General features: G+C 71.2%; 24 protein-coding genes. 14 read left to right on the top strand and 10 right to left on the bottom strand.

Going from position 1 to position 24,983, the window contains the following annotated elements; genetic code table 11:
* Positions 1–163 precede the first annotated feature (163 nt).
* From ACGFW6_RS39455 to pssA, 8 genes are all read left to right on the top strand, one after another.
* Positions 164–976, top strand: coding sequence for a TetR family transcriptional regulator (locus ACGFW6_RS39455; RefSeq protein WP_393521178.1), 813 nt, complete (start codon positions 164–166; stop codon positions 974–976).
* A gap of 574 nt (positions 977–1,550) precedes the next feature.
* Positions 1,551–2,894, top strand: coding sequence for a crotonyl-CoA carboxylase/reductase (gene ccrA, locus ACGFW6_RS39450; protein ID WP_393521176.1), 1,344 nt, complete (start codon positions 1,551–1,553; stop codon positions 2,892–2,894).
* Between the two features lie 17 nt (positions 2,895–2,911).
* Entirely contained in the window at positions 2,912–4,960 is a 2,049-nt protein-coding gene (locus ACGFW6_RS39445; RefSeq protein WP_393521174.1) for a protein meaA, read from the top strand.
* On the top strand, positions 4,957–5,919 hold the full coding sequence (locus ACGFW6_RS39440) for a CoA ester lyase (protein ID WP_048579464.1): 963 nt from the start codon (positions 4,957–4,959) through the stop codon (positions 5,917–5,919). Before ACGFW6_RS39445 ends, ACGFW6_RS39440 begins: the two co-directional genes overlap by 4 nt.
* Positions 5,920–5,924: 5 nt before the next feature.
* Positions 5,925–6,437: a MaoC family dehydratase gene (locus tag ACGFW6_RS39435; RefSeq protein ID WP_030948303.1), complete on the top strand. Its 513-nt coding sequence runs from the start codon at positions 5,925–5,927 to the stop codon at positions 6,435–6,437.
* Between the two features lie 2 nt (positions 6,438–6,439).
* Positions 6,440–7,645, top strand: coding sequence for an acyl-CoA dehydrogenase family protein (locus tag ACGFW6_RS39430; protein ID WP_190067967.1), 1,206 nt, complete (start codon positions 6,440–6,442; stop codon positions 7,643–7,645).
* A 170-nt stretch (positions 7,646–7,815) separates the two neighbouring features.
* A complete protein-coding gene (locus ACGFW6_RS39425) occupies positions 7,816–8,475 on the top strand; it encodes a phosphatidylserine decarboxylase (RefSeq protein ID WP_030948297.1) in 660 nt (219 codons plus the stop codon).
* A gap of 22 nt (positions 8,476–8,497) precedes the next feature.
* The gene (pssA, locus tag ACGFW6_RS39420) at positions 8,498–9,313 is read left to right on the top strand and encodes a CDP-diacylglycerol--serine O-phosphatidyltransferase (protein ID WP_393521190.1); all 816 of its coding nucleotides are present in this window, start codon (positions 8,498–8,500) and stop codon (positions 9,311–9,313) included.
* A gap of 252 nt (positions 9,314–9,565) precedes the next feature.
* On the opposite strand, the gene ACGFW6_RS39415 is transcribed toward pssA, so the two are convergent.
* Positions 9,566–10,696 carry a glycerate kinase gene (locus tag ACGFW6_RS39415; protein WP_393521171.1) on the bottom strand — a complete coding sequence of 377 codons (1,131 nt, stop codon included), beginning with the start codon at positions 10,694–10,696 and terminating at the stop codon, positions 9,566–9,568.
* A gap of 180 nt (positions 10,697–10,876) precedes the next feature.
* Between ACGFW6_RS39415 and ACGFW6_RS39410 the strand changes: the two genes are divergently transcribed.
* From ACGFW6_RS39410 to ACGFW6_RS39400, 3 genes are all read left to right on the top strand, one after another.
* Complete coding sequence (locus ACGFW6_RS39410) at positions 10,877–11,953, top strand: ADP-ribosylglycohydrolase family protein (protein WP_393521169.1); 1,077 nt, start codon at positions 10,877–10,879, stop codon at positions 11,951–11,953.
* An 83-nt stretch (positions 11,954–12,036) separates the two neighbouring features.
* On the top strand, positions 12,037–12,543 hold the full coding sequence (locus ACGFW6_RS39405; RefSeq protein WP_393521167.1) for an NUDIX domain-containing protein: 507 nt from the start codon (positions 12,037–12,039) through the stop codon (positions 12,541–12,543).
* A gap of 267 nt (positions 12,544–12,810) precedes the next feature.
* The gene (locus tag ACGFW6_RS39400; protein ID WP_393521165.1) at positions 12,811–13,557 is read left to right on the top strand and encodes an NAD-dependent deacetylase; all 747 of its coding nucleotides are present in this window, start codon (positions 12,811–12,813) and stop codon (positions 13,555–13,557) included.
* A 29-nt stretch (positions 13,558–13,586) separates the two neighbouring features.
* Here the strand turns inward: ACGFW6_RS39400 and ACGFW6_RS39395 are convergent, their stop codons facing one another.
* The 4 genes from ACGFW6_RS39395 to ACGFW6_RS39380 all read right to left on the bottom strand — a co-directional run bounded on the left by ACGFW6_RS39395 (position 13,587) and on the right by ACGFW6_RS39380 (position 17,191).
* Entirely contained in the window at positions 13,587–14,822 is a 1,236-nt protein-coding gene (locus tag ACGFW6_RS39395) for a cytochrome P450 (RefSeq protein ID WP_393521163.1), read from the bottom strand.
* A 24-nt stretch (positions 14,823–14,846) separates the two neighbouring features.
* Positions 14,847–16,238 (bottom strand): NAD(P)/FAD-dependent oxidoreductase, encoded by a 1,392-nt coding sequence (locus ACGFW6_RS39390; protein ID WP_393521161.1) that lies wholly within the window; start codon positions 16,236–16,238, stop codon positions 14,847–14,849.
* Positions 16,228–16,455 (bottom strand): ferredoxin, encoded by a 228-nt coding sequence (locus ACGFW6_RS39385; RefSeq protein WP_393521159.1) that lies wholly within the window; start codon positions 16,453–16,455, stop codon positions 16,228–16,230. Before ACGFW6_RS39385 ends, ACGFW6_RS39390 begins: the two co-directional genes overlap by 11 nt.
* A gap of 109 nt (positions 16,456–16,564) precedes the next feature.
* Positions 16,565–17,191, bottom strand: coding sequence for a hypothetical protein (locus tag ACGFW6_RS39380; RefSeq protein ID WP_393521157.1), 627 nt, complete (start codon positions 17,189–17,191; stop codon positions 16,565–16,567).
* Positions 17,192–17,343: 152 nt separating this feature from the next.
* On the opposite strand from ACGFW6_RS39380, the gene ACGFW6_RS39375 reads away from it, so the two are divergent.
* Positions 17,344–17,712 (top strand): VOC family protein, encoded by a 369-nt coding sequence (locus ACGFW6_RS39375; protein WP_393521155.1) that lies wholly within the window; start codon positions 17,344–17,346, stop codon positions 17,710–17,712.
* 10 nt (positions 17,713–17,722) lie between these two features.
* Here ACGFW6_RS39375 and ACGFW6_RS39370 read toward each other — a convergent pair whose 3' ends face one another.
* Both ACGFW6_RS39370 and ACGFW6_RS39365 read right to left on the bottom strand, forming a co-directional pair.
* Positions 17,723–18,205 carry a methylated-DNA--[protein]-cysteine S-methyltransferase gene (locus ACGFW6_RS39370; RefSeq protein WP_393521153.1) on the bottom strand — a complete coding sequence of 161 codons (483 nt, stop codon included), beginning with the start codon at positions 18,203–18,205 and terminating at the stop codon, positions 17,723–17,725.
* Between the two features lie 9 nt (positions 18,206–18,214).
* A complete protein-coding gene (locus ACGFW6_RS39365) occupies positions 18,215–19,696 on the bottom strand; it encodes an AlkA N-terminal domain-containing protein (protein ID WP_393521151.1) in 1,482 nt (493 codons plus the stop codon).
* A gap of 154 nt (positions 19,697–19,850) precedes the next feature.
* On the opposite strand from ACGFW6_RS39365, the gene ACGFW6_RS39360 reads away from it, so the two are divergent.
* Positions 19,851–20,213 carry an ArsR/SmtB family transcription factor gene (locus ACGFW6_RS39360; RefSeq protein ID WP_393521149.1) on the top strand — a complete coding sequence of 121 codons (363 nt, stop codon included), beginning with the start codon at positions 19,851–19,853 and terminating at the stop codon, positions 20,211–20,213.
* Positions 20,214–20,223: 10 nt separating this feature from the next.
* Here the strand turns inward: ACGFW6_RS39360 and ACGFW6_RS39355 are convergent, their stop codons facing one another.
* Both ACGFW6_RS39355 and ACGFW6_RS39350 read right to left on the bottom strand, forming a co-directional pair.
* Entirely contained in the window at positions 20,224–20,652 is a 429-nt protein-coding gene (locus ACGFW6_RS39355; protein WP_393521147.1) for a hypothetical protein, read from the bottom strand.
* 98 nt (positions 20,653–20,750) lie between these two features.
* Entirely contained in the window at positions 20,751–22,280 is a 1,530-nt protein-coding gene (locus ACGFW6_RS39350; RefSeq protein ID WP_393521145.1) for an FAD-dependent monooxygenase, read from the bottom strand.
* Positions 22,281–23,169: 889 nt separating this feature from the next.
* Between ACGFW6_RS39350 and ACGFW6_RS39345 the strand changes: the two genes are divergently transcribed.
* On the top strand, positions 23,170–24,135 hold the full coding sequence (locus tag ACGFW6_RS39345; protein WP_393521188.1) for an alpha/beta fold hydrolase: 966 nt from the start codon (positions 23,170–23,172) through the stop codon (positions 24,133–24,135).
* Here ACGFW6_RS39345 and ACGFW6_RS39340 read toward each other — a convergent pair.
* Positions 24,132–24,911 carry a phosphate ABC transporter ATP-binding protein gene (locus ACGFW6_RS39340; protein WP_393521186.1) on the bottom strand — a complete coding sequence of 260 codons (780 nt, stop codon included), beginning with the start codon at positions 24,909–24,911 and terminating at the stop codon, positions 24,132–24,134. The two genes, ACGFW6_RS39345 and ACGFW6_RS39340, sit on opposite strands and share 4 nt — an antisense overlap.
* Between the last annotated feature and the right edge of the window lie 72 nt (positions 24,912–24,983).

Below are 24,983 nucleotides of genomic sequence, written 5' to 3'. Positions count from 1 at the left end.
GTCCTGGACGCCATGTACGCCGAGTCCCGGGACCGGCTGCCCGCCCCCGGTCGCCCGGCGTGGCCCGCTCCCGCCCGCCGAACCCGGCACTCCCCCGCCCGCCAAGGGCGGGGGAAACCCCGTGCATGCGCATCAAGCTGCGCACATGCAGTACGTTCGGGTCATGTCCCAGCCCGCCAAGTCCTCACGTACACCCACCACGCCCGACGCGCCGGAAAGTGCCGCCGGCAGTCGCGCGGCCGCTCAGCGTCTCAAGATGCGCCGCGAACTGGCGGCCGCGGCGATGGAGCTGTTCGCGACCAAGGGGTACGAGGCGACCACCGTCGACGAGATCGCGGCCGCGGCCGGGGTCGCCCGCCGTACGTTCTTCCGCCACTTCCGTTCCAAGGAAGAGGCGATCTTCCCGGACCACGACGACACCCTGATCCGCGCCGAGGCGGTGCTGAACGCCGCCCCGGCCCACGAGCACCCGCTCGACACGGTGTGCCGTGGCATCAAGGAAGTCATGCGGATGTACGCGGCCCGACCGGAGATCTCGGTCGCCCGCTACAAGCTCACGCGCGAGGTGCCCACCCTGCGTGAGGCGGAGATCGCCTCGGTGGCCCGCTACGAGCGCCTCTTCACCCGCTACCTCCTCGGCCACTTCGACGAGCACGCCCACGACGACGACGCCAACGACGACCCGCTGCTGGCGGAGGTCGCCGCGTCGGCCGTGGTCACCGCGCACAACCACGTGCTGCGGCGCTGGCTGCGGGCCGGCGGCCAGGGCGACGTGGAGGCCCAGCTCGACCACGCCTTCGCGATCGTCCGCAGGACCTTCGGGTCGGGAATCGGGGCGGGCCGCGAGACCGCGCCCCGCACGGCGCCGGCGTCGGTGGCCGCGCAGGGCGAGGTGCTGGTGACGGTGGCCAGGACCGACGCCCCGCTCGACGAGGTGATGCGGACGATCGAGCAGGCGCTGAAGGAGCGGGCCTAGACACACCGCTCCCGGGGCCCGCGGCGGGCCGGTCAGGGCCCCGGGTGCCACAGCAGGACGCGCGCGATGGATCCCCCAGCGGGAACCATCGCGCGTTTGTGCGTTCACGAGCGGGGAGCCGCCGGGCGTTGCGGCACGAGCCGCGGAGCGCGAGAGCGAGGAATCTCGCGTGTCCGGCCGATGCCGTGCGGATGACCGGCGGGCGACGACCGATAGCAACCGATTAGTACCTACTCGCCAGTAGCTTTGATCGATCATCGCTCATTTGTTACGTAAAGATTTCATCTGAGAGCAAGTTCTGGCACTCGGTGCCTTGCCAGGTGACACGCGGTGCCATACGTTGAAAGTGTCCGGGCGGCCGGCGTGCAGAGACCTTTCGTACGTCGGCTGTCCCCGCAAGTCCCTCCCGGGACCTGCGCGCCCGGGCGCCTGCGTCACAGGCAACCTCCCGCGCCACAAAGCGCTGCCGAACAGCAAGAACCGCCGAACCGACGGCAACCACCAAATCCCCCAGCAGCACCGACGTAACCCTCAGCACCCCTCCCTCAGGGTGCGCATCGCCGGAGGCAACACCGTGACCACTCAGGCCATTCTGGACGCGATCCAGTCGCCGGACTCGACGCCGGACGACTTCGCCGCCCTGCCGCTCCCCGAGTCGTACCGCGCGATCACCGTGCACAAGGACGAGACGGAGATGTTCGCGGGCCTTGAGACCCGTGACAAGGACCCGCGCAAGTCGATCCACCTCGACGAGGTGCCGCTGCCCGAGCTCGGCCCGGGCGAGGCCCTGGTGGCCGTCATGGCCTCCTCGGTCAACTACAACTCGGTGTGGACCTCGATCTTCGAGCCGCTGTCCACCTTCGGATTCCTCGAGCGCTACGGCCGCACCAGCGACCTGGCCAAGCGCCACGACCTGCCGTACCACATCATCGGCTCCGACCTCGCGGGCGTCGTCCTGCGCACCGGCCCCGGCGTCAACTCCTGGAAGCCCGGTGACGAGGTCGTCGCGCACTGCCTGTCCGTCGAGCTGGAGTCCTCGGACGGCCACAACGACACGATGCTCGACCCCGAGCAGCGCATCTGGGGCTTCGAGACCAACTTCGGCGGCCTCGCCGAGGTCGCGCTCGTCAAGTCCAACCAGCTCATGCCCAAGCCGGGCCACCTGAGCTGGGAGGAGGCCGCCGCTCCCGGTCTGGTCAACTCCACCGCCTACCGCCAGCTGGTCTCCCGCAACGGCGCCGGCATGAAGCAGGGCGACAACGTCCTGATCTGGGGCGCGAGCGGTGGACTGGGCTCGTACGCCACCCAGTTCGCGCTGGCCGGCGGCGCCAACCCGATCTGTGTCGTCTCCAGCGACCAGAAGGCGGACATCTGCCGCTCGATGGGCGCCGAGGCGATCATCGACCGCAGCGCCGAGGGCTACAAGTTCTGGAAGGACGAGCAGACCCAGGACCCCAAGGAGTGGAAGCGCTTCGGCAAGCGCATCCGCGAACTCACCGGCGGCGAGGACATCGACATCGTCTTCGAGCACCCCGGCCGTGAGACCTTCGGCGCGAGCGTCTTCGTCACCCGCAAGGGCGGCACGATCACCACCTGCGCCTCGACCTCGGGCTACATGCACGAGTACGACAACCGCTACCTGTGGATGTCGCTGAAGCGGATCATCGGTTCGCACTTCGCCAACTACCGCGAGGCCTGGGAGGCCAACCGGCTCATCGCGAAGGGCAAGATCCACCCCACCCTGTCGAAGGTCTACTCCCTGGAGGAGACCGGCCAGGCCGCGTTCGACGTGCACCGCAACCTCCACCAGGGCAAGGTCGGCGTCCTGTGCCTCGCCCCCCAGGAGGGTCTCGGCGTGCGCGACGAGGAGATGCGCGCCCAGCACATCGACGCCATCAACCGCTTCCGCAACGTCTGAGACACCCGAGGTCATAGATGACTGAGCGTCAGCCCGCCGAAGGCAAGCGGGAGAAGGACCGGCCGTGGCTCATGCGGACCTATGCCGGTCACTCCACGGCCGAGGCGTCCAACGAGCTGTACCGGCGCAACCTCGCCAAGGGCCAGACCGGTCTGTCGGTCGCGTTCGACCTGCCGACCCAGACCGGCTACGACTCCGACCACATCCTCGCCCGCGGCGAGGTCGGCCGGGTCGGCGTGCCGGTGGCCCATCTCGGTGACATGCGCCGGCTGTTCCAGGACATCCCCCTGGAGCAGATGAACACCTCGATGACGATCAACGCCACCGCCATGTGGCTGCTGGCGCTCTACCAGGTCGTCGCCGAGGAGCAGGGCGCGGACATCACCAAGCTCCAGGGCACGACCCAGAACGACATCGTCAAGGAGTACCTGTCGCGGGGAACGCATGTCTTCCCGCCGGGGCCCTCACTCCGGCTGACGACGGACATGATCGCGTACACGGTCTCCCACATCCCGAAGTGGAACCCGATCAACATCTGCAGCTACCACCTGCAGGAGGCGGGCGCCACGCCGGTCCAGGAGATCGCGTACGCGATGTCCACCGCGATAGCGGTTCTCGATGCCGTACGCGATTCAGGGCAGGTCCCCGCCGAGAAATTCGGGGACGTCGTGGCCCGTATCTCCTTCTTCGTGAACGCGGGCGTCCGCTTCATCGAGGAGATGTGCAAGATGCGGGCGTTCGGGCGGATCTGGGACCAGGTCACGCGCGAGCGGTACGGCATCGAGAACCCCAAGCAGCGCCGCTTCCGGTACGGCGTCCAGGTCAACTCCCTCGGTCTGACCGAGGCACAGCCGGAGAACAACGTCCAGCGGATCGTGCTGGAGATGCTGGCGGTGACCCTCTCCAAGGACGCACGCGCCCGTGCTGTGCAGCTGCCCGCCTGGAACGAGGCGCTGGGGCTGCCCCGGCCCTGGGACCAGCAGTGGTCGCTGCGTATCCAGCAGGTCCTGGCGCACGAGAGCGACCTGCTGGAGTACGAGGACATCTTCGAGGGCTCGCACGTCATCGAGGCGAAGGTCGCGGCCCTGGTCGAGCAGTCCTTCGCCGAGATCGAGCGGATCCAGGAGATGGGCGGCGCGATGGCCGCCGTCGAGTCCGGCTACCTCAAGTCGCAGCTCGTCTCCTCGCACGCCGAGCGCCGGGCCCGGATCGAGTCCGGCCAGGAGAAGATCATCGGCGTCAACATCTTCGAGACGACCGAGCCGAACCCGCTGACCGCCGACCTGGACACCGCGATCCAGACGGTCGACCCGGCGGTCGAGGCCCGGGTCATCGCGGGCCTGGAGCACTGGCGCGACACCCGCTACCAGCCGCCCTTCAACCACCCGCGCCCGTGCAAGGCGCTGGAGAAGCTGAAGGAATCCGCCAAGGGCACCGCCAACCTCATGGAGGCCACCCTGGAGTGCGCCCGCGCCGGCGTCACGACCGGCGAGTGGGCCGGGGCCCTGCGCGAGGTGTTCGGTGAGTTCCGGGCGCCCACGGGTGTCTCGTCGGCCCCGGTGGCCGTGCCGGCCGAGGAGGGCAGTGCGCTGTCCCTCGTCCGCCGCAAGGTGCAGCTGACGGCGGACGACCTCGGCGTCGGCAAGCTGCGCTTCCTGGTCGGCAAGCCGGGCCTGGACGGGCACTCCAACGGCGCCGAGCAGATCGCCGTCCGTGCGCGTGACGCCGGCTTCGAGGTGGTCTACCAGGGCATCCGGCTGACGCCGGAGCAGATCACGGACGCGGCCCTCGCCGAGGACGTGCACGCGGTCGGCCTGTCGATCCTGTCCGGCTCGCACGCGCAGCTGGTTCCGGACGTCCTGGAACGGCTCCGTGTGGCCGGTGCCACAGATATACCCGTGATCGCCGGTGGCATCATCCCGAATGGTGACGCCGAGCAGCTCCGGGCCGCGGGCGTGGCCGCCGTCTTCACCCCGAAGGACTTCGACATCACCGGCATCATCGGCCGCATCGTCGACGAGATCCGGAAAGCGAACAAGCTCGACCCCCTGGAGGTCCCCGCATGACGACCGTCAACCGTCTCCGCCCGCGGCGCTCGTGCCTGGCAGTACCCGGTTCGAACCCCCGCTTCCTGGAGAAGGCGCAGGGTCTCCCGGCTGACCAGGTCTTCCTCGACCTCGAGGACGCGTGCGCCCCGCTCGCCAAGCCCGAGGCGCGGCACACCATCGTCAAGTTCCTCAACGAGGGCGACTGGACGGGCAAGACGAGGGTCGTGCGCGTCAACGACTGGACGACCGAGTGGACGTACCGCGACGTCGTCACGGTCGTCGAGGGCGCCGGCCAGAACCTCGACTGCATCATGCTGCCGAAGGTGCAGACGGCCCAGCAGGTCGTCGCCCTGGACCTCCTCCTCACCCAGATCGAGAAGACGATGGGCTTCGAGGTCGGCAAGATCGGCATCGAGGCGCAGATCGAGAACGCCCAGGGCCTGAACAACGTCAACGAGATCGCGACGGCGTCCCAGCGCGTCGAGACGATCATCTTCGGCCCGGCCGACTTCATGGCGTCCATCAACATGAAGTCGCTGGTCGTGGGCGAGCAGCCGCCCGGCTACCCGGCGGACGCCTACCACTACATCCTGATGAAGATCCTGATGGCCGCCCGCGCCAACAACCTCCAGGCGATCGACGGCCCCTACCTGCAGATCCGCAACATCGACGGCTACCGCGAGGTCGCCCAGCGCGCCGCCGCGCTCGGCTTCGACGGCAAGTGGGTGCTGCACCCGGGCCAGGTCGAGGCGTCCAACGAGATCTTCTCGCCCTCGCAGGAGGACTACGACCACGCCGAGCTGATCCTGGACGCGTACGACTACTACACGTCCGAGGCGGGCGGCAAGAAGGGCTCCGCGATGCTCGGCGACGAGATGATCGACGAGGCCAGCCGCAAGATGGCGCTGGTCATCTCGGGCAAGGGCCGGGCCGCCGGCATGCAGCGCACGTCGAAGTTCGAGATCCCGGAGGCCTGAGCGCGATGCAGTTCGGACGCACCTACGAGGAGTTCGAGGTCGGCGCGACGTACAAGCACTGGCCGGGCAAGACGGTCACGGAGTACGACGACCACCTCTTCTGTCTCCTGACGATGAACCACCACCCGCTCCACATGGACACGAACTATGCGGAGAAGACGACGGACTTCGGCAAGAACGTCGTCGTCGGCAACTACATCTACTCGCTGCTGCTCGGCATGAGCGTGCCGGACATCTCCGGCAAGGCCATCGCCAACCTGGAGATCGAGTCGCTCAAGCACGTGGCGCCGACCTTCCACGGCGACACGATCTACGGCCAGACGACCGTGCTCGACAAGTGGCCGTCGAAGTCGAAGAACGACCGCGGGATCGTCTACGTCGAGACCAAGGGCTACAAGCAGGACGGCACGCTGGTCTGTGTGTTCCGCCGCAAGGTGATGGTGCCGACGGAGACGTACATCAAGGAGCGCGGCGGCGAGCAGCCGGGCCGCCCCGAGCTCAAGGAGCAGGAGAAGTAGCCATGGCACGTCTCGCCCGGACCGCCGGTCTGACCGACATCCAGCAGGAGATCCTCTCCACCGTCCGCGACTTCGTGGACAAGGAGATCATCCCGGTCGCCACCGAGCTGGAGCACCGCGACGAATACCCGCAGCAGATCGTCGACGGCCTCAAGGAACTGGGCCTGTTCGGCCTGATGATCCCCGAGGAGTACGGCGGCCTGGGCGAGTCGCTCCTGACGTACGCCCTGTGCGTCGAGGAGATCGCCCGCGGCTGGATGTCGGTGTCCGGCATCATCAACACGCACTTCATCGTGGCGTACATGCTCAAGCAGCACGGCACGCAGGAGCAGAAGGACCACTTCCTGCCGAGGATGGCGGCCGGCGACATCCGCGGCGCCTTCTCGATGTCGGAGCCGGCCCTGGGCTCCGATGTGTCGGCCATCACGTCGAAGGCGGTGAAGGACGGCGAGGAGTACGTCCTGAACGGCCAGAAGATGTGGCTGACGAACGGCGGGACGTCAAGTCTGGTCGCCGTTCTCGTCCGAAGTGACGAAGGACACCCCGAGGGCACGGCGCCCCACAAGTCGATGACGACCTTCCTCGTCGAGAAGGAGCCCGGCTTCGGAGAGGTCCGCCCCGGCCTCACCATCCCCGGCAAGATCGACAAGATGGGCTACAAGGGCGTCGACACGACCGAGCTCATCATGGACGGCCTGCGCATTCCGGCCAATCGGGTACTCGGCGGCGTCACCGGGCGCGGCTTTTACCAGATGATGGACGGTGTCGAGGTCGGGCGCGTCAATGTGGCGGCGCGTGGCTGCGGCGTCGCTCAGCGTGCGTTCGAGCTGGGTGTCCAGTACGCCCAGCAGCGGCACACCTTCGGCAAGCCGATCGCCCAGCACCAGGCCATTCAGTTCAAGCTGGCCGAGATGGGTACCAAGGTCGAGGCCGCCCATGCCATGATGGTGAACGCAGCACGCAAAAAGGACTCCGGGGAACGAAACGACCTTGAGGCTGGGATGGCGAAGTACCTCGCCTCCGAGTACTGCAAGGAGGTCGTGGAGGATGCTTTCCGGATCCACGGCGGCTACGGCTTCTCCAAGGAGTACGAGATCGAGCGCCTCTACCGCGAGGCTCCGATGCTGCTGATCGGTGAAGGAACTGCCGAGATCCAAAAAATGATCATCGGTCGCCGGTTGCTCGAAGAGTATCGCTTCCAGGGCTGATTGTCCGGATACGGGGTGTTTTCTTGGAGAAGAAGATCACACCCCGTCAACACTCTTCGGCCGCCGACTCGGCTTCCTGGCTTGCCCAGTTGTGGTCCGCGACCGGTACGATCCCGGGAAAGCCGCCGTCCCCTGATACCGCGCGGCATCATCCGCTACGAAGGTCATCCATGCCCCACAGCCAAACCTCTGCACCACGCGACAGCCAGGTCGGCGGCGTACGCCTCGCGCGCGGAGCATCGCCGTGGCTTCTCCCGACCGTCGCCACCGCAGCCGTCAGCCTGCTGCGCGCACGCCGCTCCGGCGTCGCCAAGGCCGTCGCCGTGCCCGCCACCGCTCTCGCGGCGGGCATGCTGTGGTTCTTCCGCGACCCCGAGCGCGAGATCGCCCAGGGCCGGGTCATCTCGCCCGCCGACGGAGTGGTGCAGAGCATCATGCCGTGGAAGGACGGCCGCACCCGCGTCGCGATCTTCATGAGCCCGCTGAACGTCCACGTCAACCGTGCGCCGCTGTCCGGCACGGTGACCTCCGTGGAGCACATCCCCGGTGGGTTCGTTCCGGCGTTCAACAAGGAGAGCGAGAACAACGAGCGCGTGGTCTGGCATTTCGACACCGAACTCGGTGACATCGAGATGATCCAGATCGCCGGCGCGGTGGCCCGCCGTATCGTCCCCTACGTCCCGCAGGGGACGAAGGTCGAGCAGGGTGACCGTATCGGTCTGATCCGCTTCGGCTCGCGTGTCGACATCTACCTGCCCGAGGGCGTGGAGGTCGCGGTCGAGGTCGGGCAGAAGACCGTGGCTGGGGTGACTCGCATTGACCGTGATTGATCCTGAGACCCAGCCGGGCTGGGTGCCCGAGGCCGACGAGGTCGACGAAGAGGAGGAGATGCCTCTTTCTCTGCGCCTGTCGATAGCGGACACCCTGACGCTCGGCAACGCGACCTGCGGCTTCATGGCGGTGTACTTCACCACCACCGGCATCCTGATCCCGCACCTCACCGGTGACCAGGAGACCGGCATGGCCCGCCACAGCGCGGCCACGGCGGTCATCCTGATGCTGTGCGCGGCGGTCTTCGACCTGTTCGACGGCCTGGTCGCGCGCAAGCTGCGCTCGTCGCCCATGGGCGCCGAGCTGGACAACCTGTCCGACCTGATCAGCTTCGGTCTGGCGCCCGCGTACTTCGTCCTGGTCTACGGCATGGTCGCCGACGACGCCCACCAGCGGGTGGCGGCGGTCGGCGCGATCGTCGTGTTGCTGGCCGTGGTGCTGCGGCTCGCCAGATTCTCCTGCGTGACACCGCCGAACGGCATGTTCCAGGGCATGCCCTCGCCGTTCGGCGCGCTGACGGTGGTGTCGATCGTGCTGCTGGAGCTGCCCTTCGTGGCGACGCTGCTCGCGATCCTCGGCACGGCGTGGCTGATGGTGAGCCGGGTGGAGTACCCGAAGCCGCGGGGGCGCCTCGCGGTGGCGATGCTCTCCTGGATCGTGGTCAGCATGGGCCTGCTCGCTGCCTGGGCCTTCGACGCCCCGAGCGGTCAGCTGCTGCTGCAGACCGGCTGTGCGTTGCAGCTGGTGATGGGCGCGGTGATTCCGCTGTTCGCCACGGCTCGCCGGGTGAACAACTTCCGTGACAATCGACGTGAGGCGCGGGCGGCTCAGCCGTAACGCTGCGCTTGCCTTGGGCCCCGGACCGGGTTGGTTCGGGGCCCTTCGCTTGTCCGCGGGCGGCGCTCGGGCGGACGTTCCTGGGGGCTGACGCCCCCAGACCCCCGCATCGGCCCTGAACGGGCCTCGTCCTCGAACGCCGGACGGGCTGAAAACTCAGACCCCTCCGGCGTGACCCGTATTCAGCCCCTCCGGCGTTTGAGGAGCCGGAAGACGGGACGGGTCGGGGCGGCGAGGGCGGGAGGAATCGGGTCAGGACAGGAAGTCGCGGGCGATCCGTTCCGCCGAGCGTTCCAGGATGGGGCCCGCTTCCGCGATGCACTTCGCGACGTCCGGCTCGATCTCCGTCAGGGGGTAGGCCCGCCGGATGCCGGCCCGGCCGAGCGTCTCCGGGGCCAGGGCGAGGCGGCCGCAGACCGCGACGACCTCCTTGTCCGCCGCCCGGGCGGCGGAGGCGACGCCCGCGGGCGCCTTGCCGTGCAGGGTCTGCTCGTCGAGGGAACCCTCACCGGTGATCACCAGCGTCGCCCGCTCCAGCGCGGGCGCGAAGCCCAGGACGTCGAGCATGACCTCGATACCGGGGCGGAACCGGGCACCGAGGAGCAGGGCGCCGTAGCCGATACCGCCCGCGGCACCCGCGCCGGGCGCGGCGGCGTGCTCGGCGGCACCGGCACCGACCGACTCCTCCAACACCTTCGCGAAGTGCGCGAGAGCCGCGTCCAGCGTCTCCACGTCGTCCGGCGAGGCGCCCTTCTGCGGCCCGTACACGGCGGATGCGCCCTTCGGGCCGGTGAGCGGATTGTCGACGTCGCTGGCGAGCACCAGGTCGACGGCCGCGAGGCGCGGGTCCAGACCCGACAGATCGGCCGTGGCGAGGTCGCCGAGGCCACCGCCGCCCGGCGGCACGGGCTCGCCGTCCGCGTCCAGGAAGCGCGCGCCGAGCGCGGTCAGCATGCCGGCGCCGCCGTCCGTCGTGGCACTGCCTCCCACGCCGAACACGATGGTGCGGGCACCGGCGTCCAGGGCTGCCCGCAGCAGCTCGCCGGAGCCGCAGGTGGACGCCGTGAGCGGCGCGAAGACGCCCGCGGGCAGCCGCTGCAGGCCGCTCGCCTCGGCCATCTCCACGACCGCCGTGTCGCCGCGCAGCGCGAACGCCGCGCTCACCTCGTCCCCGAGGGGCCCGGCCACCCGGACCTCCCGCCGCTCGAAACCGGCCGCGACCGCCGCGTCCACGGTCCCGTCGCCGCCGTCGGCCACGGGCATGGCCTCCACCTCGAGGTCCGGCACGATCCGGCGCAGACCGGCGGTCACACGCTCGGCGACCTGCACGGCCGTCAGCGACCCCTTGAACTTGTCCGCGGCGATGAGCACGCGCTGTGTCACCTGTTTTCCCCTTGCTCTCCGGGCCTCGCGCACGTCAAGGCCAGTCGCGCCGCTGCGACCTTAACCGGAGGAGGCCCGTGGCGTCATGCCCTGCCCGGAGCCTGAGAACGCCCTGCGGGCCCGCTGTGCGTACCGGGCGAACCCCGAGCGGAGGGCCCCGGAATTGGGTAAACCGGTCCTATGACCCCTGTGGGCACTGAGCCGGAGCTCGCCGACCGCGTTCTCGGAGGCTGGCTGGGCCGGATCGCGGGCAACATGCTCGGCAAGCCGGTCGAGCAGGGCGACCTGTGGACGCGGGACCGTATCGACCGGTATCTGCGGCAGGCCGCCGCCCTGCCGCTCACCGACTATCTCCCCGAGCCGCCCAGCGAGGCCGACGGCTTCGAGCTGCGCCCGGAGTGGCGCAGCTGCGTGCGCGGCCGTATCCACGGCAGCTGCCGGGACGACGACGTCGACTACGCCATCCTCGGCCTCGACCTGCTGGAGACCCACGGCTTCGGCTTCAGTACCGAGCAGGTCGGGGACCTGTGGCTGCTGCGGCTGCCGTACCTCCAGACCTTCACCGCGGAGCGGGCCGCGTACCGCAATCTCGCGAACGGGCTGAAACCGCCGCTGACGGCGACGTACGACAACCCCTACCAGGAGTGGATCGGCGCTCTCATCCGTGCCGACATCTACGGCTGGACCTGCCCCGGCGTCCCGCGGCGCGCGGCCTCGCTGGCCCGGCGGGACGCGGTGCTGTCGCACACCGGCAACGGCGTGTACGGCGCGATGTGGGCGGCGGCGCTGATCGCGGCGGCGTTCACGGCGTCCACGATCCGGGAAGCGGTCGACCAGGCGCTCGCGGTGATCCCGGCGAGCTGCCGCCTCGCCCGCACCGTGCGCCGGGTCGTCTCGCTGCACGACACCCGGATGACCTGGGAGGACACGCTCACCACGGTCGCCGAGGAGACCGCCGGGCTGGGCTGGATCCACACCGTGCCGAACGCCGCCGTGCTCACCGCGGGGCTGCTGTACGGCGACGGCGACTTCACCCGCAGCATCACGCTCACCGTCCGCGGCGGCCTGGACACCGACTCCAACGGGGCGACCGCCGGTTCGGTGGCCGGTGTCCTGACCGGGGCGGAGGCGATCCCGGAGCAGTGGACCGAGCCGCTGGAGGACAGGGTGCGCAGCGCGGTGTTCGGGTTCGACGGGGCGCGGATCAGCGAGCTGGCGGAGCGGACGGTGCGGCTGGCCGGGACGGCGGAGGAATAGGGGGTGGAAGGGGCGCGGTCCGCTCCGCAGCGTCGGGCTCTGGGCCGAGGGCGTGGTTGCGCCCGCTGGTTACGCTTCCCCCCATGACCACCACGCAAGACTTCGCCACGTACATCGCCGGTCTCCCCCGCGTCCTCGCCGGTGCCGCCGCCCTGTTCCGGGACGGCGAGGGCCGGGTGCTGCTCGTGGAGCCCAACTACCGAGAGGGCTGGGCGCTTCCGGGCGGCACGGTCGAGTCCGACGACGGCGAGACACCCCGCCAGGGCGCGCGCCGGGAGACGGCCGAGGAGATCGGCCTGGACCGGCAGCTGGGCGCGCTGCTCGCGGTGGACTGGGTGCACGGGACGGGGCGGCCGCCCGTGGTGGCCTATCTGTACGACGGCGGGGTCCTCGGCGAGGACGACCTCAAGGCGATCCGGTTGCAGGAGGAGGAGTTGGTGTCCTGGCGGCTGGTCGCGCGCGAGGAGCTCACGGCGCATCTGCCGGGCTCGCTCGGCCGGCGTGTCCTGGCCGCACTCGACGTCCTGGCGGACGGCGGCGGGACGGTCGAGCTGGAGAACGGGCACCGGGTGGACTCCGGCGCCGTGTGAGTCCGGCTGGGTGCCCGGGAATTCCCGGGCACCGTGGTGTTTCCGGAAGCGGGCGGGAATGGCCGGAAGAAGTCGGGGAATCACGGCCTCACCCGCCCGTGCCCCCGTCAGAGGTGGCCGATGGGGGCATGCACGGCGACACGATTGACGCCGCGCCCGCCTCCTCGGCCAGGGCGTTCACGGCGGCACGGCTGTCGCCCTGCGCTCTTCGCGGGGCCGGCGGAAATCCGTTCGCCGCCACCACAACCCGGCCCTACTCTCGGGGACATGACCAAGCCGCCCCTCGTCGCCCTGCTCAGCGGCGCCGGTATCAGCACGGACTCCGGGATCCCCGACTACCGCGGGCCGAACGGTCTGTGGCGCCGGGACCCGGAGGCCGAGAAGCTCGTGACGTACGAGTACTACATGGGCGATCCGGAGATCCGGCGCCGCTCGTGGCAGATGCGGCGCGAGAACCGCGCGCTGAAGGCGGAGCCGAACGCCGCGCACCGGGCGGTGGCGGAGCTGGAGCGCTCCGGGGTGCCGGTGCGGGTGATCACACAGAACGTCGACGGGCTGCACCAGCTCGCCGGGATGCCCGCCCGCAAGGTCCTCGAACTGCACGGCAGCGCACGGAGCGTGGTGTGCACGAAGTGCCATGCGCGCGGGCCGATGGAGGACGCCCTGGCCCGGGTCGAGGCCGGTGAGGCGGATCCCCCGTGCCTGGAGTGCGGCGGGATCCTGAAGTCGGCGACGGTCATGTTCGGCGAGCGGCTGGACCCGGTCGTCCTGGGCGAGGCGGCCGCGATCACCAAGGCCTGCCAGGTGTTCATCGCCGTCGGCAGCAGCCTCCAGGTGCAGCCGGCGGCCGGTCTCGCGGGCGTCGCCGCCGACCACGGCGCCCGGCTCGTCATCGTCAACGCCGAGCCGACGCCTTACGACGACCGCGCCGCCGAGGTGATCCGCGAACCGATCGGCACCGCCCTGCCGGAGCTGCTGCGGGGGCTGGGCGCCCCGAGCGGTCGGGCGGGCTGATCCGCCGGGCCCGCGGGCCCGCGGCACGGCTAGGGGCGGATCCCGTCGCAGCCGATGTGCAGATGGCGCGGCCCGCGCAGTACGGCGTTCTGCCGGTACGGCGGCGGGTCCTCCAGCAGTCGTGGGTTCTCCAGCCTCCGGGCCAGCTCCGCCAGGGCGAACTGGGCCTCCAGCCGGGCGAGCGGTGCGCCGAAGCAGCTGTGGATGCCGCTGCCGAGACCGAGGTGCTGGATGTCCGGGCGGTCCGGGTCGAAGCGGTCCGGGTCCGTGAAGCGCTCCGGGTCGCGGTTGCCTGACGCCAGGACCAGCCAGAGGCCGGAGCCCTTGGGGATGGTGACCCCGCGGACCTCGATGTCGGCGAGGGTGGTGCGCTGCGGCAGCAGTTGCACCGGCGGTTCAAAGCGCAGCAACTCCTCGACGACGGGCACCGCCAGCCGCGGTTCGGCACGCAGCCGGCGCAGGACGTCGGGGTTGCGCAGCAGGGTCAGCATTCCGTTGGTGATGAGGTTGACGGTGGTCTCGTGCCCGGCGATCAGCAGCAGTGCCGCGGTGCTGAGGAGTTCCATCGTGGTCATCGCGCCGTCCTCGCCCTCGGCCGTCGCCAGCTGGGAGAGCATGTCGTCCCCGGGGTTCCTGCGGCGCTCCTCGATCAGCCCGGCCAGGTACATGCCCAGCTGCATCCGGGCGTCGTGCGCCTCCTTGTCCCGGTCGCCGCGGTCGGCGCCCGGTTCCGGGTCGAGGCTCGCGGCGAGGGTGTCGGCCCAGGTGTGGAAGCGCGCCTCGTCCTCGCGCGGCACTCCGAGCAGCCGGCAGATCACGGTCACCGGGAAGGGGTACGAGAACTGCTCCACCAGGTCGATCCGGGAGGGATCGCCGATGCCGTCGATGAGGCCGCTGACGATGTCGTGGAGTTCGGGGCGCATGCCGTCGACGCGGTGGGGCGTGTGCGGCGGGCCGAAGGGCCGGTTGGTCATGCGGCGCAGCCGGTCGTGTTCGGGCGGGTCGAGCCGCAGGAAGCCGGGCGGCAGCGCGCTCTCCTCCTTGGGCGCCTCGGCCAGCGGGTCGCCCGCGGCCACGGCCTGGTTGCGGGCGTCGGAGCTGATCCGGGGGTCGTGCAGCAGGCCGCGGATCTCGTAGTAGGTGCTGATCACGTACGGCCCGTCGTCCTCGTGGTGGACCGGTGTCCTGCGCAGCTCCTCGTAGATCGGGTACGGATCGGCCCGGTTGGCGTGGTCCAGGATCCGGTGCAGCAGGGATGGCGTCATGGCAGGTCCTCGGGGCCGTGCGGGTCAGTGCGCGGGGACGAACGTCGGCCGCCGGTCGGCCGGCGAGTAGCCGCTGAGGGTCACGGTGGGGCCGTGGGTGGGGACCGAGGGGTCGGGGAACTCCGCGTCCACGGGCCGCTGCGCGCCCGGGCGCCGGTCGACCGTGGCGAACGGCGGCGGGAACGGCGCCGTGGTCTCGATCAGCTCCTGGTAGAACGGCAGCCACCGGCCGTGGTCGAACGAGACGGCGCCGATGACGCGGCCCTGGTATCCGTAGACGCCGACGAACCGGCGGCTTTCGAGGGAACCCTGGGAGATGAGGATCTCGGTCCCCAACGACGGCACTCCGACCGACTTGATGTTGACGCCGAACTGCGCGGACCAGAAGGACGGCACCTCCATGTGGGGCACGCGTTCGGTGCTCTCGGCGATCATGTTGTGCGCCGCGATCCGGGCCTGGGCGACGGCGTTGCCCCAGTGCTCCAGGGCGAGGAACTGGTAGCCGAACAGGGGGTGCGGGCAGCGGGCGACGTCGCCGGCCGCGTAGATGTCGTCGGTGACGATCCCGCGGATGTCGAAGGCGCGGCAGCCGGCGTCGCAGGCGATGCCGCGGGGGCCGGCGCCGAGTCCGGACCCGGCGAGCCATTCGGTGTTGCGGGTGGCGCCGAGCGAGACGACGACGACGTCGCTCTCCACGGTGGAGCCGTCGGACAGCCGCGCGGCACGCACCCGTCCCGAGGCGTCGCCCTCCAGGGCGGTCACCATGACCCCGCACCGCAGGTCCACGCCCCCTTCGCGCTGCATGTCGGCGGCGACCGCGCCGACCACGCCGCCGAGCGCGCCGACCAGGGGTGCCTCGCCGCGTTCGGCGACGGTGACGGGGAGGCCGCGTTCGCGGCAGGCGGAGGCGATCTCGGAGCCGGTGAACCCGGCTCCGATGACGAGGACCCGCCGGGGTCCCGCATCGAGCCGCCGGGCGAGTGCCGCGCTGTCGTCGCGGCTCCGCAGCACGAAGACGCCGTCGAGTTCCGCCTCGGCCTCGTGCGGCCACGGTCGCGCCCGTACGCCGGTGGCGATCAGCAGCCGGTCGTAGGGCACCTCGTCGCCGTCGGCGAGCCGCACCCGCCGGGCGGCCATGTCCAGGCCGCTCGCCGCGACGCCGAGCCGCCAGGTGGCGTCGACGGCCCGCAGCCTGGGCAGTGCGGTGCGCTCGGCGGCGGCCCTGCCCAGCAGCACCTGTTTGGAGAGCGGCGGCCGGTCGTAGGGTTCGTGGGGTTCGTCGCCGATCATGGTCAGTGAGCCCGTGAAGCCCTCGGCCCGCAGGGCTTCGGCGGCCCGCAGACCGGCCAGGGACGCGCCCACCACGACGATGCGGCCCTCGCTCCTGAGCCGCTCCGCGGCCACGTCACCGAGCACCGGACACCGCCTCGGCCGGTACGTCGACCGTGTCGACGAGGATGGCCTGTACGGGGCAGGCCGCGACGGCCCGCTCCAGCTTCTCGCGCTGCTCCTCGTCGACCTGCGGGGTGTACAGCAGGGCCTCCTCGCCGTGCATGGCGAAGACCTCGGGGGCGAGGAACGCGCACTGCGCGTACCCCTGACAGCGGTTCAGATCGACGGCAATCCTGACCACGGATCGGTCCTCTCGGGCGGCCCGGCCACTCCTCCTGCGCACCACTCTGGGCGCCCGGCGGGGATGCGGCGACGAAGAGCGGACCGATCGAGTGAGCGGGGTGGCCCGGTCAGGAGGGGGCGGCGGGCCGTCGGCGCCGCCAGAGGATGTCGAGGCTGATGAGCAGCGCCCAGCCCGGCAGCACCAGTTCGCACCAGGGCACGTTGGATCCGACCACGAGCAGCGTGAGGCCCGCGAGATAGCCGAGGACGACGAGCGGGCGGGGCAGGACGCCGAGCCGGCGGCCGATGGTCGAGGTGGTGATGACGAACACCGCCGCCATCCGCATCGCGTACGTGGTCAGCAGGGCGTAGGCGAAGTCGCGTCCGAAGGGTGAGTTCTGCTGCGTCTCGGCGAGCACGGTCCCGGCGGCCGCGGCGGCGCCGAACAGGGTGGCGACGAAGACCAGGCCGCTGCCCAGGAACACGGTGGAGACGAACCGGTCCTCGGCCCGGCCGGCCTGCTCGCGCAGGGCGCCCATGAACCACAGGAACGCGATTCCGGCGAACGGCAGCAGCTCCAGCGCCGTCCGCACGGCGTCGCGCTGTCCGGCGTCGACGGTCACGGAGCTGCCCGTGGGGCCGTCGGGCAGGGCGACGCGGACCAGGACGATCGCCACGGCCATCAGGGCCGCGAACACCACTCCGGCCACCCCGGCGGCCCAGGGTGTCGCGAGGTGTCGGTGCTTCGGCTCCATGGTCTCCCGCCTTCCGCCTGCTCCCCCTTCGTACAGACACGGGCGCACGGGGCGCTCACGCCACCGGGGTCACCCGGGAGGCAGAGCGGGGTGCGCCATACAGGTCACGGCTTCCGCTGCGCGGGACGGGCTCGTGGACCAGAATTGCGATCATGACTTCTGCGATACGCCATGTGACGGTCGACTCCGCCGACGCCTACCGCCTGGCCGGCTTCTGGTCCCAGGTGCTCGGTCTGCCGGTGCACGAGGACGACGAGCCGGGGGACGAGGCCGTGCTCATCGAGGGCGCGGGTCTGTTGTTCGTGACCGTCCCCGAGCCCAAGAGCGTCAAGAACCGCGTGCATCTGGACCTTCAGCCGCAGGACCGCACCCGGGAGGAGGAGGTGGAGCGGGTTCTCGCGCTCGGTGCCACGCTGGTCGACGACCGCCGCAACCCGGACGGCACGGGCTGGGCGGTGCTCGCCGACCCGGAGGGCAACGAGTTCTGTGTGGAGCGCGGTGCGGCGCAGCGGGACGACTGAGGACCCGCGCTCAGAACAGCGCCGCGGCGCTCTCGAAGTCCAGCAGACGCTGCTTGCGCTCCAGGCCGCCGCCGTAGCCGGTGAGGCTGCCGTTCGCGCCGACGACGCGGTGGCAGGGGACGACGATGCCGATCGGGTTCCTGCCGTTGGCGAGGCCGACCGCGCGGGAGGCGCCGGAGTTGCCGAGAAGGTCGGCGAGTTGGCCGTAGGAGCGGGTCTCGCCGTACGGGATCTTCCGCAGCTGCTCCCAGACCCTGCGCTGGAACGGCGTGCCGAGCAGCCTCAGTTCGAGGGTGAACTCCTTCAACTCGCCCGCGAAGTACGCCTCCAGCTGCTCCTCGGCCTCCGCGAAGGGTGAGACGTCGCGGAGGCCGAAGGTCTCCTCGGACGGGCGGTGGCGCTGGTCGGTCATGTAGAGGCCGCACAGGACGCCGTCGTCGGCGACGAGGGTGAGCGGGCCGTACGGGCTGTCGATGACGGTGTGCTGTTTCACTTGCTTTCCTTACACGGGGAGGAAGTTGATCGGATGGCTGTCCGTCGCCCACAGGTACTGGACGGCATACGCGCGCCAGGGGCGCCAGGCCGCCGCTCGGGTGGTGAGGGCGGCGGGGGTGGACGGCAGGCCCAGCTCCTGGGCGGCGCGGCGGATGCCGAGGTCGGTGGGGAGGAAGGCGTCGGGGTCGCCGAGGGCGCGCATCGCGATGACGTCGACCGTCCAGGGGCCGAAGCCGGGCAGGGACAGGAGCCTCTCCCGGGTCTGCGGCCAGTCGCTGTCGGGGCCCAGGCGGATGTCGCCGTCGGCGAGTCGGCGGACCAGGGTGGTGAACGTCGTGCGGCGGGTGCGGGGCATCGCCAGGGACTCCGGGTCCACCGACGCGAGCGCCTCGGGGGACGGGAAGAGGTGGGTGAGACCGCCTTCGGGGTCGTCCACCGGCTCGCCGTGGGCGGTGACCAGACGGGCCGCGTGGGTGCGGGCGGCGGCCGTGGAGACCTGCTGGCCGAGCACGGCCCGGACGGCGAACTCGGCCTCGTCGACCGTGCGCGGCACCCGGCGTCCGGGTGCCTTGTCGACCAGGGGCGCGAGCAGCGGGTCGGTGCGCAGCTGGTCGTCGATCGCGACCGGATCGGCGTCCAGGTCGAGCATCCGGCGGCACCGGCTGATCGCCACGGTCAGATCGCGCAGGTCGCCGAGGGTGAGCCGGCAGGCGATGTGGTCGGGCCGCGGCGTCAGGGTCACGACGCCGTGGCCGTACGGCAGCCGCAGCGTGCGCCGGTACGCGCCGTCGCGCCACTCCTCGACGCCGGGCACGGCGGTCGCCGCGAGGTGCCCGAACAGGTTGTCGGGGTTGAGCGGGGCGCGGAACGGCAGCCGCAGGGTCAGGGCGCCGGTGGTGTTGCCGGGGTTGCCGCGGGGTGCGCGGGCGCGCAGGTCGCTCGGCGAGAGGGCGAAGACCTCGCGGACGGTGTCGTTGAAGGTGCGGATGGAGGCGAACCCGGCCGCGAAGGCGACGTCCGCCATGGGCAGCGGCGTCGTCTCGATGAGGAGGCGGGCCGCCTGGGCGCGCTGGGCGCGGGCCAGGGCGAGCGGGCCGGCGCCCAGTTCGGCGAGGAGCTGGCGTTCGACCTGCCGGGTGCTGTAGCCGAGCCGGGCGGCGAGGCCGGGCACGCCCTCGCGGTCCACGACGCCGTCGGCGATGAGCCGCATCGCGCGGGCCACGAGGTCGGCGCGCTGATTCCACTCCGGGGAGCCGGGGCTGGTGTCCGGGCGGCAGCGCTTGCAGGCCCGGAACCCGGCCTGCTGGCAGGCGGCCGCGCTCGGGAAGAACCGCATGTTCGCGGGCTTGGGCGGGACCACCGGGCAGCTCGGCCGGCAGTAGATCCCGGTCGTGACGACCGCCGTGAAGAACCATCCGTCGAAGCGGGCGTCCTTGGACTGTACGGCGCGCACGCAGCGCTCCGTGTCGATGTGCATCCCCTTCTGCATACGTCCAGCATCGACCACGGCAGCGGTCGGGGCTGGCGAGAATCCGACATGGGCCTCGCCTGCGCTGGGAGCCGCCGGATCACGTCAGGGGGGTCCGGCCCTTGAAATATGAATGATCATTCATACTTCTGGTCGCGGTGGGTAGGATGCCCCCATGGGTCATGGAGCCGTCACCGCCGCGCAGGACACCCCCGAGCGCGTACGTCTGGACGCGGCGAACGTGGCGAAGGTGGCCACCACCCTCCAGGCCCTGTCCACCCCCTCCCGCCTGCTGATCCTGGCGCGTCTGCGCGAGGGGCCGCTGCCGGCCACGGAGTTGGCGGCCGAGGTGGGCATGGAGCAGTCCGCGTGCTCGCACCAGCTGCGGCTGCTGCGCAATCTGGGTCTGGTGGTGGGCGAGCGGCGCGGCCGGTCGGTCGTGTACGCGCTGCACGACCACCATGTCGCCGAACTCCTCGACCAGGCCGTGTACCACGTGGAGCATCTGCGGCTGGGGATCAGCGACAAGGCGGAGTGAGCCCACCGCGTCACTGACCACTGGGGCCCGGCGCGGGACCCACCCCCTGCAACTCCTGGATCTTTCCGCCCAGTTGGGGGCGGAGCTGTTCGAGCAGCTCCGGCTTGGCGCTGACCACCCAGCGGGTGCCGACGAGGTATTTGCCGCCGTAGACGGCCGCCGCGTCCAGCCAGGTCAGTTTGAGCCGCTCCTCGGGGAACGTCGTGATGAGGTAGTCGCCCCGCTTCGTGCGGCAGACGCCCTCGCGCAGTTCGTCCGCCTCGGTCCGGATCCTGACCTTGCACCCGGTCAGGTCGGCGATCACCTCGACCTTCGCCGGCGCCACGACACCGGGCACCGTGGCGGCGACGTTCGACGGGCCGCTCTGCGCGGCGCCCCCCTCGTCGTCACCGCCGCCGCACGCGGTGGCGGTGAGCAGCAGAACGACCGCCCCGGCCACCGCGACGCGACGGATGCCTCCGCTCCCGCCTTCGCTTCCTCGCTGTGCCTGCACGCCGAGGGATACGGATCAAGCCCGGGAGCCGTTCACCGCAGGGATCACGCGGGCCCGGCCGGCAGCCAGCGGGCGACGTAGGCGAGCAGCCCGTCCGGCTCGGTGCCGCGCGCGACGTAGCCGAGGTGGCCGTCGGGGCGTACCAGTCCCTGGGCGACGCCCGGCCAGGGGCCCCGGTCGCCGAGGCGGTGCACGGTGAGGAGGCCGGCCCGGCCCGCCAGGACCGGGGCGAGCCGCTCGTCCGGCCACAGGTGCGGCGGGCCGGTCAGGAGCAGATGCCAGCCGGGGGCGGCGACCTCGGCCTGGAGCCCGCGGGGCAGGTCGGGCAGCCGGTCCCCGGCGCGCGGGCCGCGGCGGGGCCGGTGCGCGCCCGTCGTCGAGACAGGGCTGCGGCGGTAGTGGATGCCGAGTTCGGAGACGGTACGGAAGACCCGTCGGCGCAGGAACGTCGCGTGTCCGGCCAACGGCGCGAGGCGGGGCACGAGTCGGGAGCGGGCGAAGCGCAGGACGGGGTTGGCGCCGGTGCCGATGACGAAGGCGCGGTCCGTGAACCGCCGTACGTCCCGGCCGACCGGCGACCGTTCGGCACCGTAGGTGTCCAGCAGTTCCCGCGGCGCGGCACCCCGGCACACGAGGGCGAGTTTCCAGCCCAGGTTGAGGGCGTCCTGGATGCCGGTGTTCATGCCCTGGGCGCCGGCCGGGCTGTGGATGTGGGCGGCGTCGCCGGCCAGGAAGAACGGGCCGGAGCGGTACCGGGCGGCGCCGCGGTTGTGGAGGCGGAAGTCGGTCATCCAGACCGGGTCCCGCAGGACCGTTCCCCGGGCGCCGTACCGTTCGGCGATCTCCTGCAGAAACGGCAGGGTCACCTGGGTGTCGGGGGCGTCGGAGGGCCGCATCGCGAGCATGCGCCAGGGGGCGGGCGAGCCGAGCGGGAAGAAGAACAGCATCCCGCGTCCGGTCATGTACGAGTGCACGGCGCCCGGTTCCAGCCCGTCCACCTCCAGGTCGGCGAGCAGATACGTCTGCGGATAGGCGTACCCCTCGAACCCGATGCCCGCCCGGGCCCGCACCGTGCTGTGGGCGCCGTCGCAGCCGACGACGTACCGGGCCGTCACCGTCTCCTCGGTGCCGTCCCGGCCGCGCAGCCGGGCGACGACGTGCGCGCCCGCCCGCTCCAGCGCGACGACCTCGGTGCCACGCTCGATCGTCACGTCCCGCTCGGCGAGGTGCTCACCGAGCACGCTCTCCGTCTCGGCCTGCGCGAGGAACAGCAGGAAGGGGTACGGCGTGTCGGCGGCCCCGATGTCGAAGAGCGGCAGGGACACCGTGCGCCGGTTCAGATGCAGCCGCAGCCCCATCGCCGGGTTGCCGCGCTCCACGAGTTCCCCGCTCACCCCGAACCCGGCGAGCGCCTCCAGGGTGCGGGGCTGGATACCGAGCGCCCGGGACTCCCGTACCCGGTCCAGGGACCGGTCGACGACACGGAACCGGGTTCCGTAGGAGCGCAGTTGAGCGGCGAGCGCGAGCCCGGTGGGCCCGGCTCCCACGACCAGCACGTCCAGCGGTGGCGTCATGGGTCAACGGTAGACATACCGGCCCCGCCGGCCTCCGTGCGCCCCCGCACGCTCGTGTCGATCTGCAGCTGGGCCCGGGCCGTGGCGAGCAGTTCCTTCTGGTCCGCCAGCCTCTCGCGGGTGGCGACGGTGTCGAACAGCAGCTGGTAGACCTGGCCGGCCTTGCCCGCGACGAAGACCTCGACGCGTCTGCGGGCCTCGGACCGGTCGGCGTAGTGGTAGTCGATCTCCAGCAGCAGGGCTTCCCTGCCGTTCTGCCGGGTGGGGCGGGTGGCGACCCTTCAGGTCGGCCATGGAGGACGCGGATGTGTCGCGGTACCACTCCAGCTGGCCGGCGACGGCGGCTTTCGGTGTCGGCCCGTACGAGGAGTCACGCTTGAGGCTCATGGCGTGCTGCTCCTCCGGGGAGCTCCAGCTGCTCTGGATCGCGCTGTCGACGTCCTGGGTCCAGTCGTCGGGAAGGGCGAAGGCGGCCCTGAGGTCGGGTGCTTCGACGCGGCGCCAGCCGTTCGGCAGTGGGAGCGACGGTGACGCCCGCGGTGTGTCCGACGCGGCCGGTGCCGCCGCGGCGCCGTCGACCACGGGCCGGCCGGGCGACGATCCCCCGAGGAGCGGCACCCCGAACACCGCCAGCAGCAGACCGACGACGGCCGCGGCCGCCGACACCAACGCGGCGATCTCGCCCGCACTCATCCGCCGCCTCGAAGGCGTCCCGTCCCCCGCACCGCTCACGCCGTTCCCCTCCCCCGTGTCGCCGGAACTCACCGGCGTCTCGGGAGTGTTCCCCGGATTCGGCGCAACTCCCGTCGAAAGTCGGCCAGTTGTCGCACCCCGCACCCCCGCGGACCTGCATGGCCGTCCCGGTATCACGGCACGTACGCTCGTCCGCATGGTTGCGCATCGGATGGTCGACGTGAACGGGATCAGGCTGCACATCGCCGAGCAGGGTGAGGGGCCGCTGGTGGTGCTCCTGCACGGCTTCCCCGAGTCATGGCACTCCTGGCACCACCAGTTCGGGCCGCTGGCCGACGCCGGGTTCCGGGTGGTCGCCCCCGATCAGCGGGGATACGGGCGCAGCGACCGTCCCGACGCCGTGGAGGCGTACACCATCCTGCATCTGGTCGGTGACGTCGTCGGGCTCATCCAGGCCCTCGGCGAGGAGAAGGCGTACGTCGTCGGGCACGACTGGGGTGCGCCGGTCGCCTGGCACACCGCCCTGCTGCGCCCGGACCTGGTGCGCGGGGTGGCCGGGCTGAGCGTGCCGCCGCCGTTCCGGGGCACGCATCCGCCGCTGGCCTCGACGCGGGAGCGGTTCGGCGGCCGGTTCTACTGGAACTACTTCGCGCGGCCGGGGGTCGCGGACGCCGAGTTCGCGAAGGACACCCGAACCACACTGCGGAAGTTCTTCTACGCGGCCTCGGGAGACGCTCCCCACGCGGGCGGCCGGCGGCAGCCCCTGGTCGACCCCGAGCGGGGCTGGCTCGCGGACATGCCGGACCCCGAGGTGCTGCCGGACTGGTTCACCGAGGACGACCTCGACGCGCTGACCGAGAGCTTCGCCCAGGGCTTCACCGGCGCCCTGAACTGGTACCGCAACATGGACCGCAACTGGGAGCTGACCGCGCCCTGGCACGGCGCCGTCGTCACCCCGCCCGCCCTGTACGTCTACGGCGACCGTGACCTGGTCCCCGCGTTCCCCGGCACGCCCGAGTTCATCGAGCGGCTGCCCGCGCTGATGCCCAACCTGTGGCGTCCGCCGGTGGAGTTGCCGGGCTGCGGACACTGGACCCAGCAGGAACGGCCCGCCGAGGTGAACGCGGCGCTCGTCGACTTCCTCACCCGGAGCGACTCCTAGCCGAAGCGGCCCTCCACGTAGTCGGCGGTGCGGGGGTCCGACGGGGCCGAGAACATCACCGGGGTGGGCCCGTGCTCGACGATGGCGCCGGGGGTGTTCTGCTCGGCCAGGAAGAACGCGCACTGGTCGGAGACCCGGGCGGCCTGCTGCATGTTGTGGGTGACGATCACGATGGTGACCTCGTGGGCCAGTTCGCGGATCGTCTCCTCGATGCGGCGGGTCGAGGTGGGGTCGAGGGCCGAGCAGGGCTCGTCCATCAGCAGGACCTTGGGGCGCACGGCCAGGGACCGGGCGATGCACAGGCGCTGCTGCTGGCCGCCGGAGAGCGCGCCGCCGGGCTGGCGCAGCCGGTCGCGGACCTCCCGCCACAGGCCCGCCTTGGTCAGGCACTCCTCCACCAGGTCGTCCTTGGCGTCCCCGTTCAGGCGGGTTCCGGTGAGCTTCAGGCCGGACGTGACGTTGTCGTAGATCGACATCGCGGGGAACGGGTTCGGTTTTTGGAAGACCATGCCGATCGTCCGCCGTGCCTCGGTCAGCCGCTGCCCGGCGGCGTAGACGTCCCGGCCGTCGACCAGGACCTCACCGGCCAGCGACGCGGTCGGGACGAGTTCGTGCATGCGGTTGAGGATGCGCAGGAACGTCGACTTGCCGCAGCCGGACGGGCCGATGAGGGCCGTGACCCGGCCGGCCGGCATGGTCAGGGACACCCGGTCGAGGACCTTGTGGTCGCCGAACCAGGCCGAGATCCGGCGGGCCTGGAGCGTCGCGCCGGTCACCTCGCCCGCCGGCACCGGCGGGAGGGGCAGCGTGGTCGCGGTCTGGGTTGTCTGGTCGGTCACGGCAAGTCC

The organism is Streptomyces sp. Y7 (genome assembly GCF_043195415.1).
Taxonomy (GTDB): Bacteria; Actinomycetota; Actinomycetes; order Streptomycetales; family Streptomycetaceae; genus Streptomyces.
The sequence above is the reverse complement of the archived record's forward strand: the minus strand, read 5'-3'. Positions and strand labels throughout refer to the sequence as shown.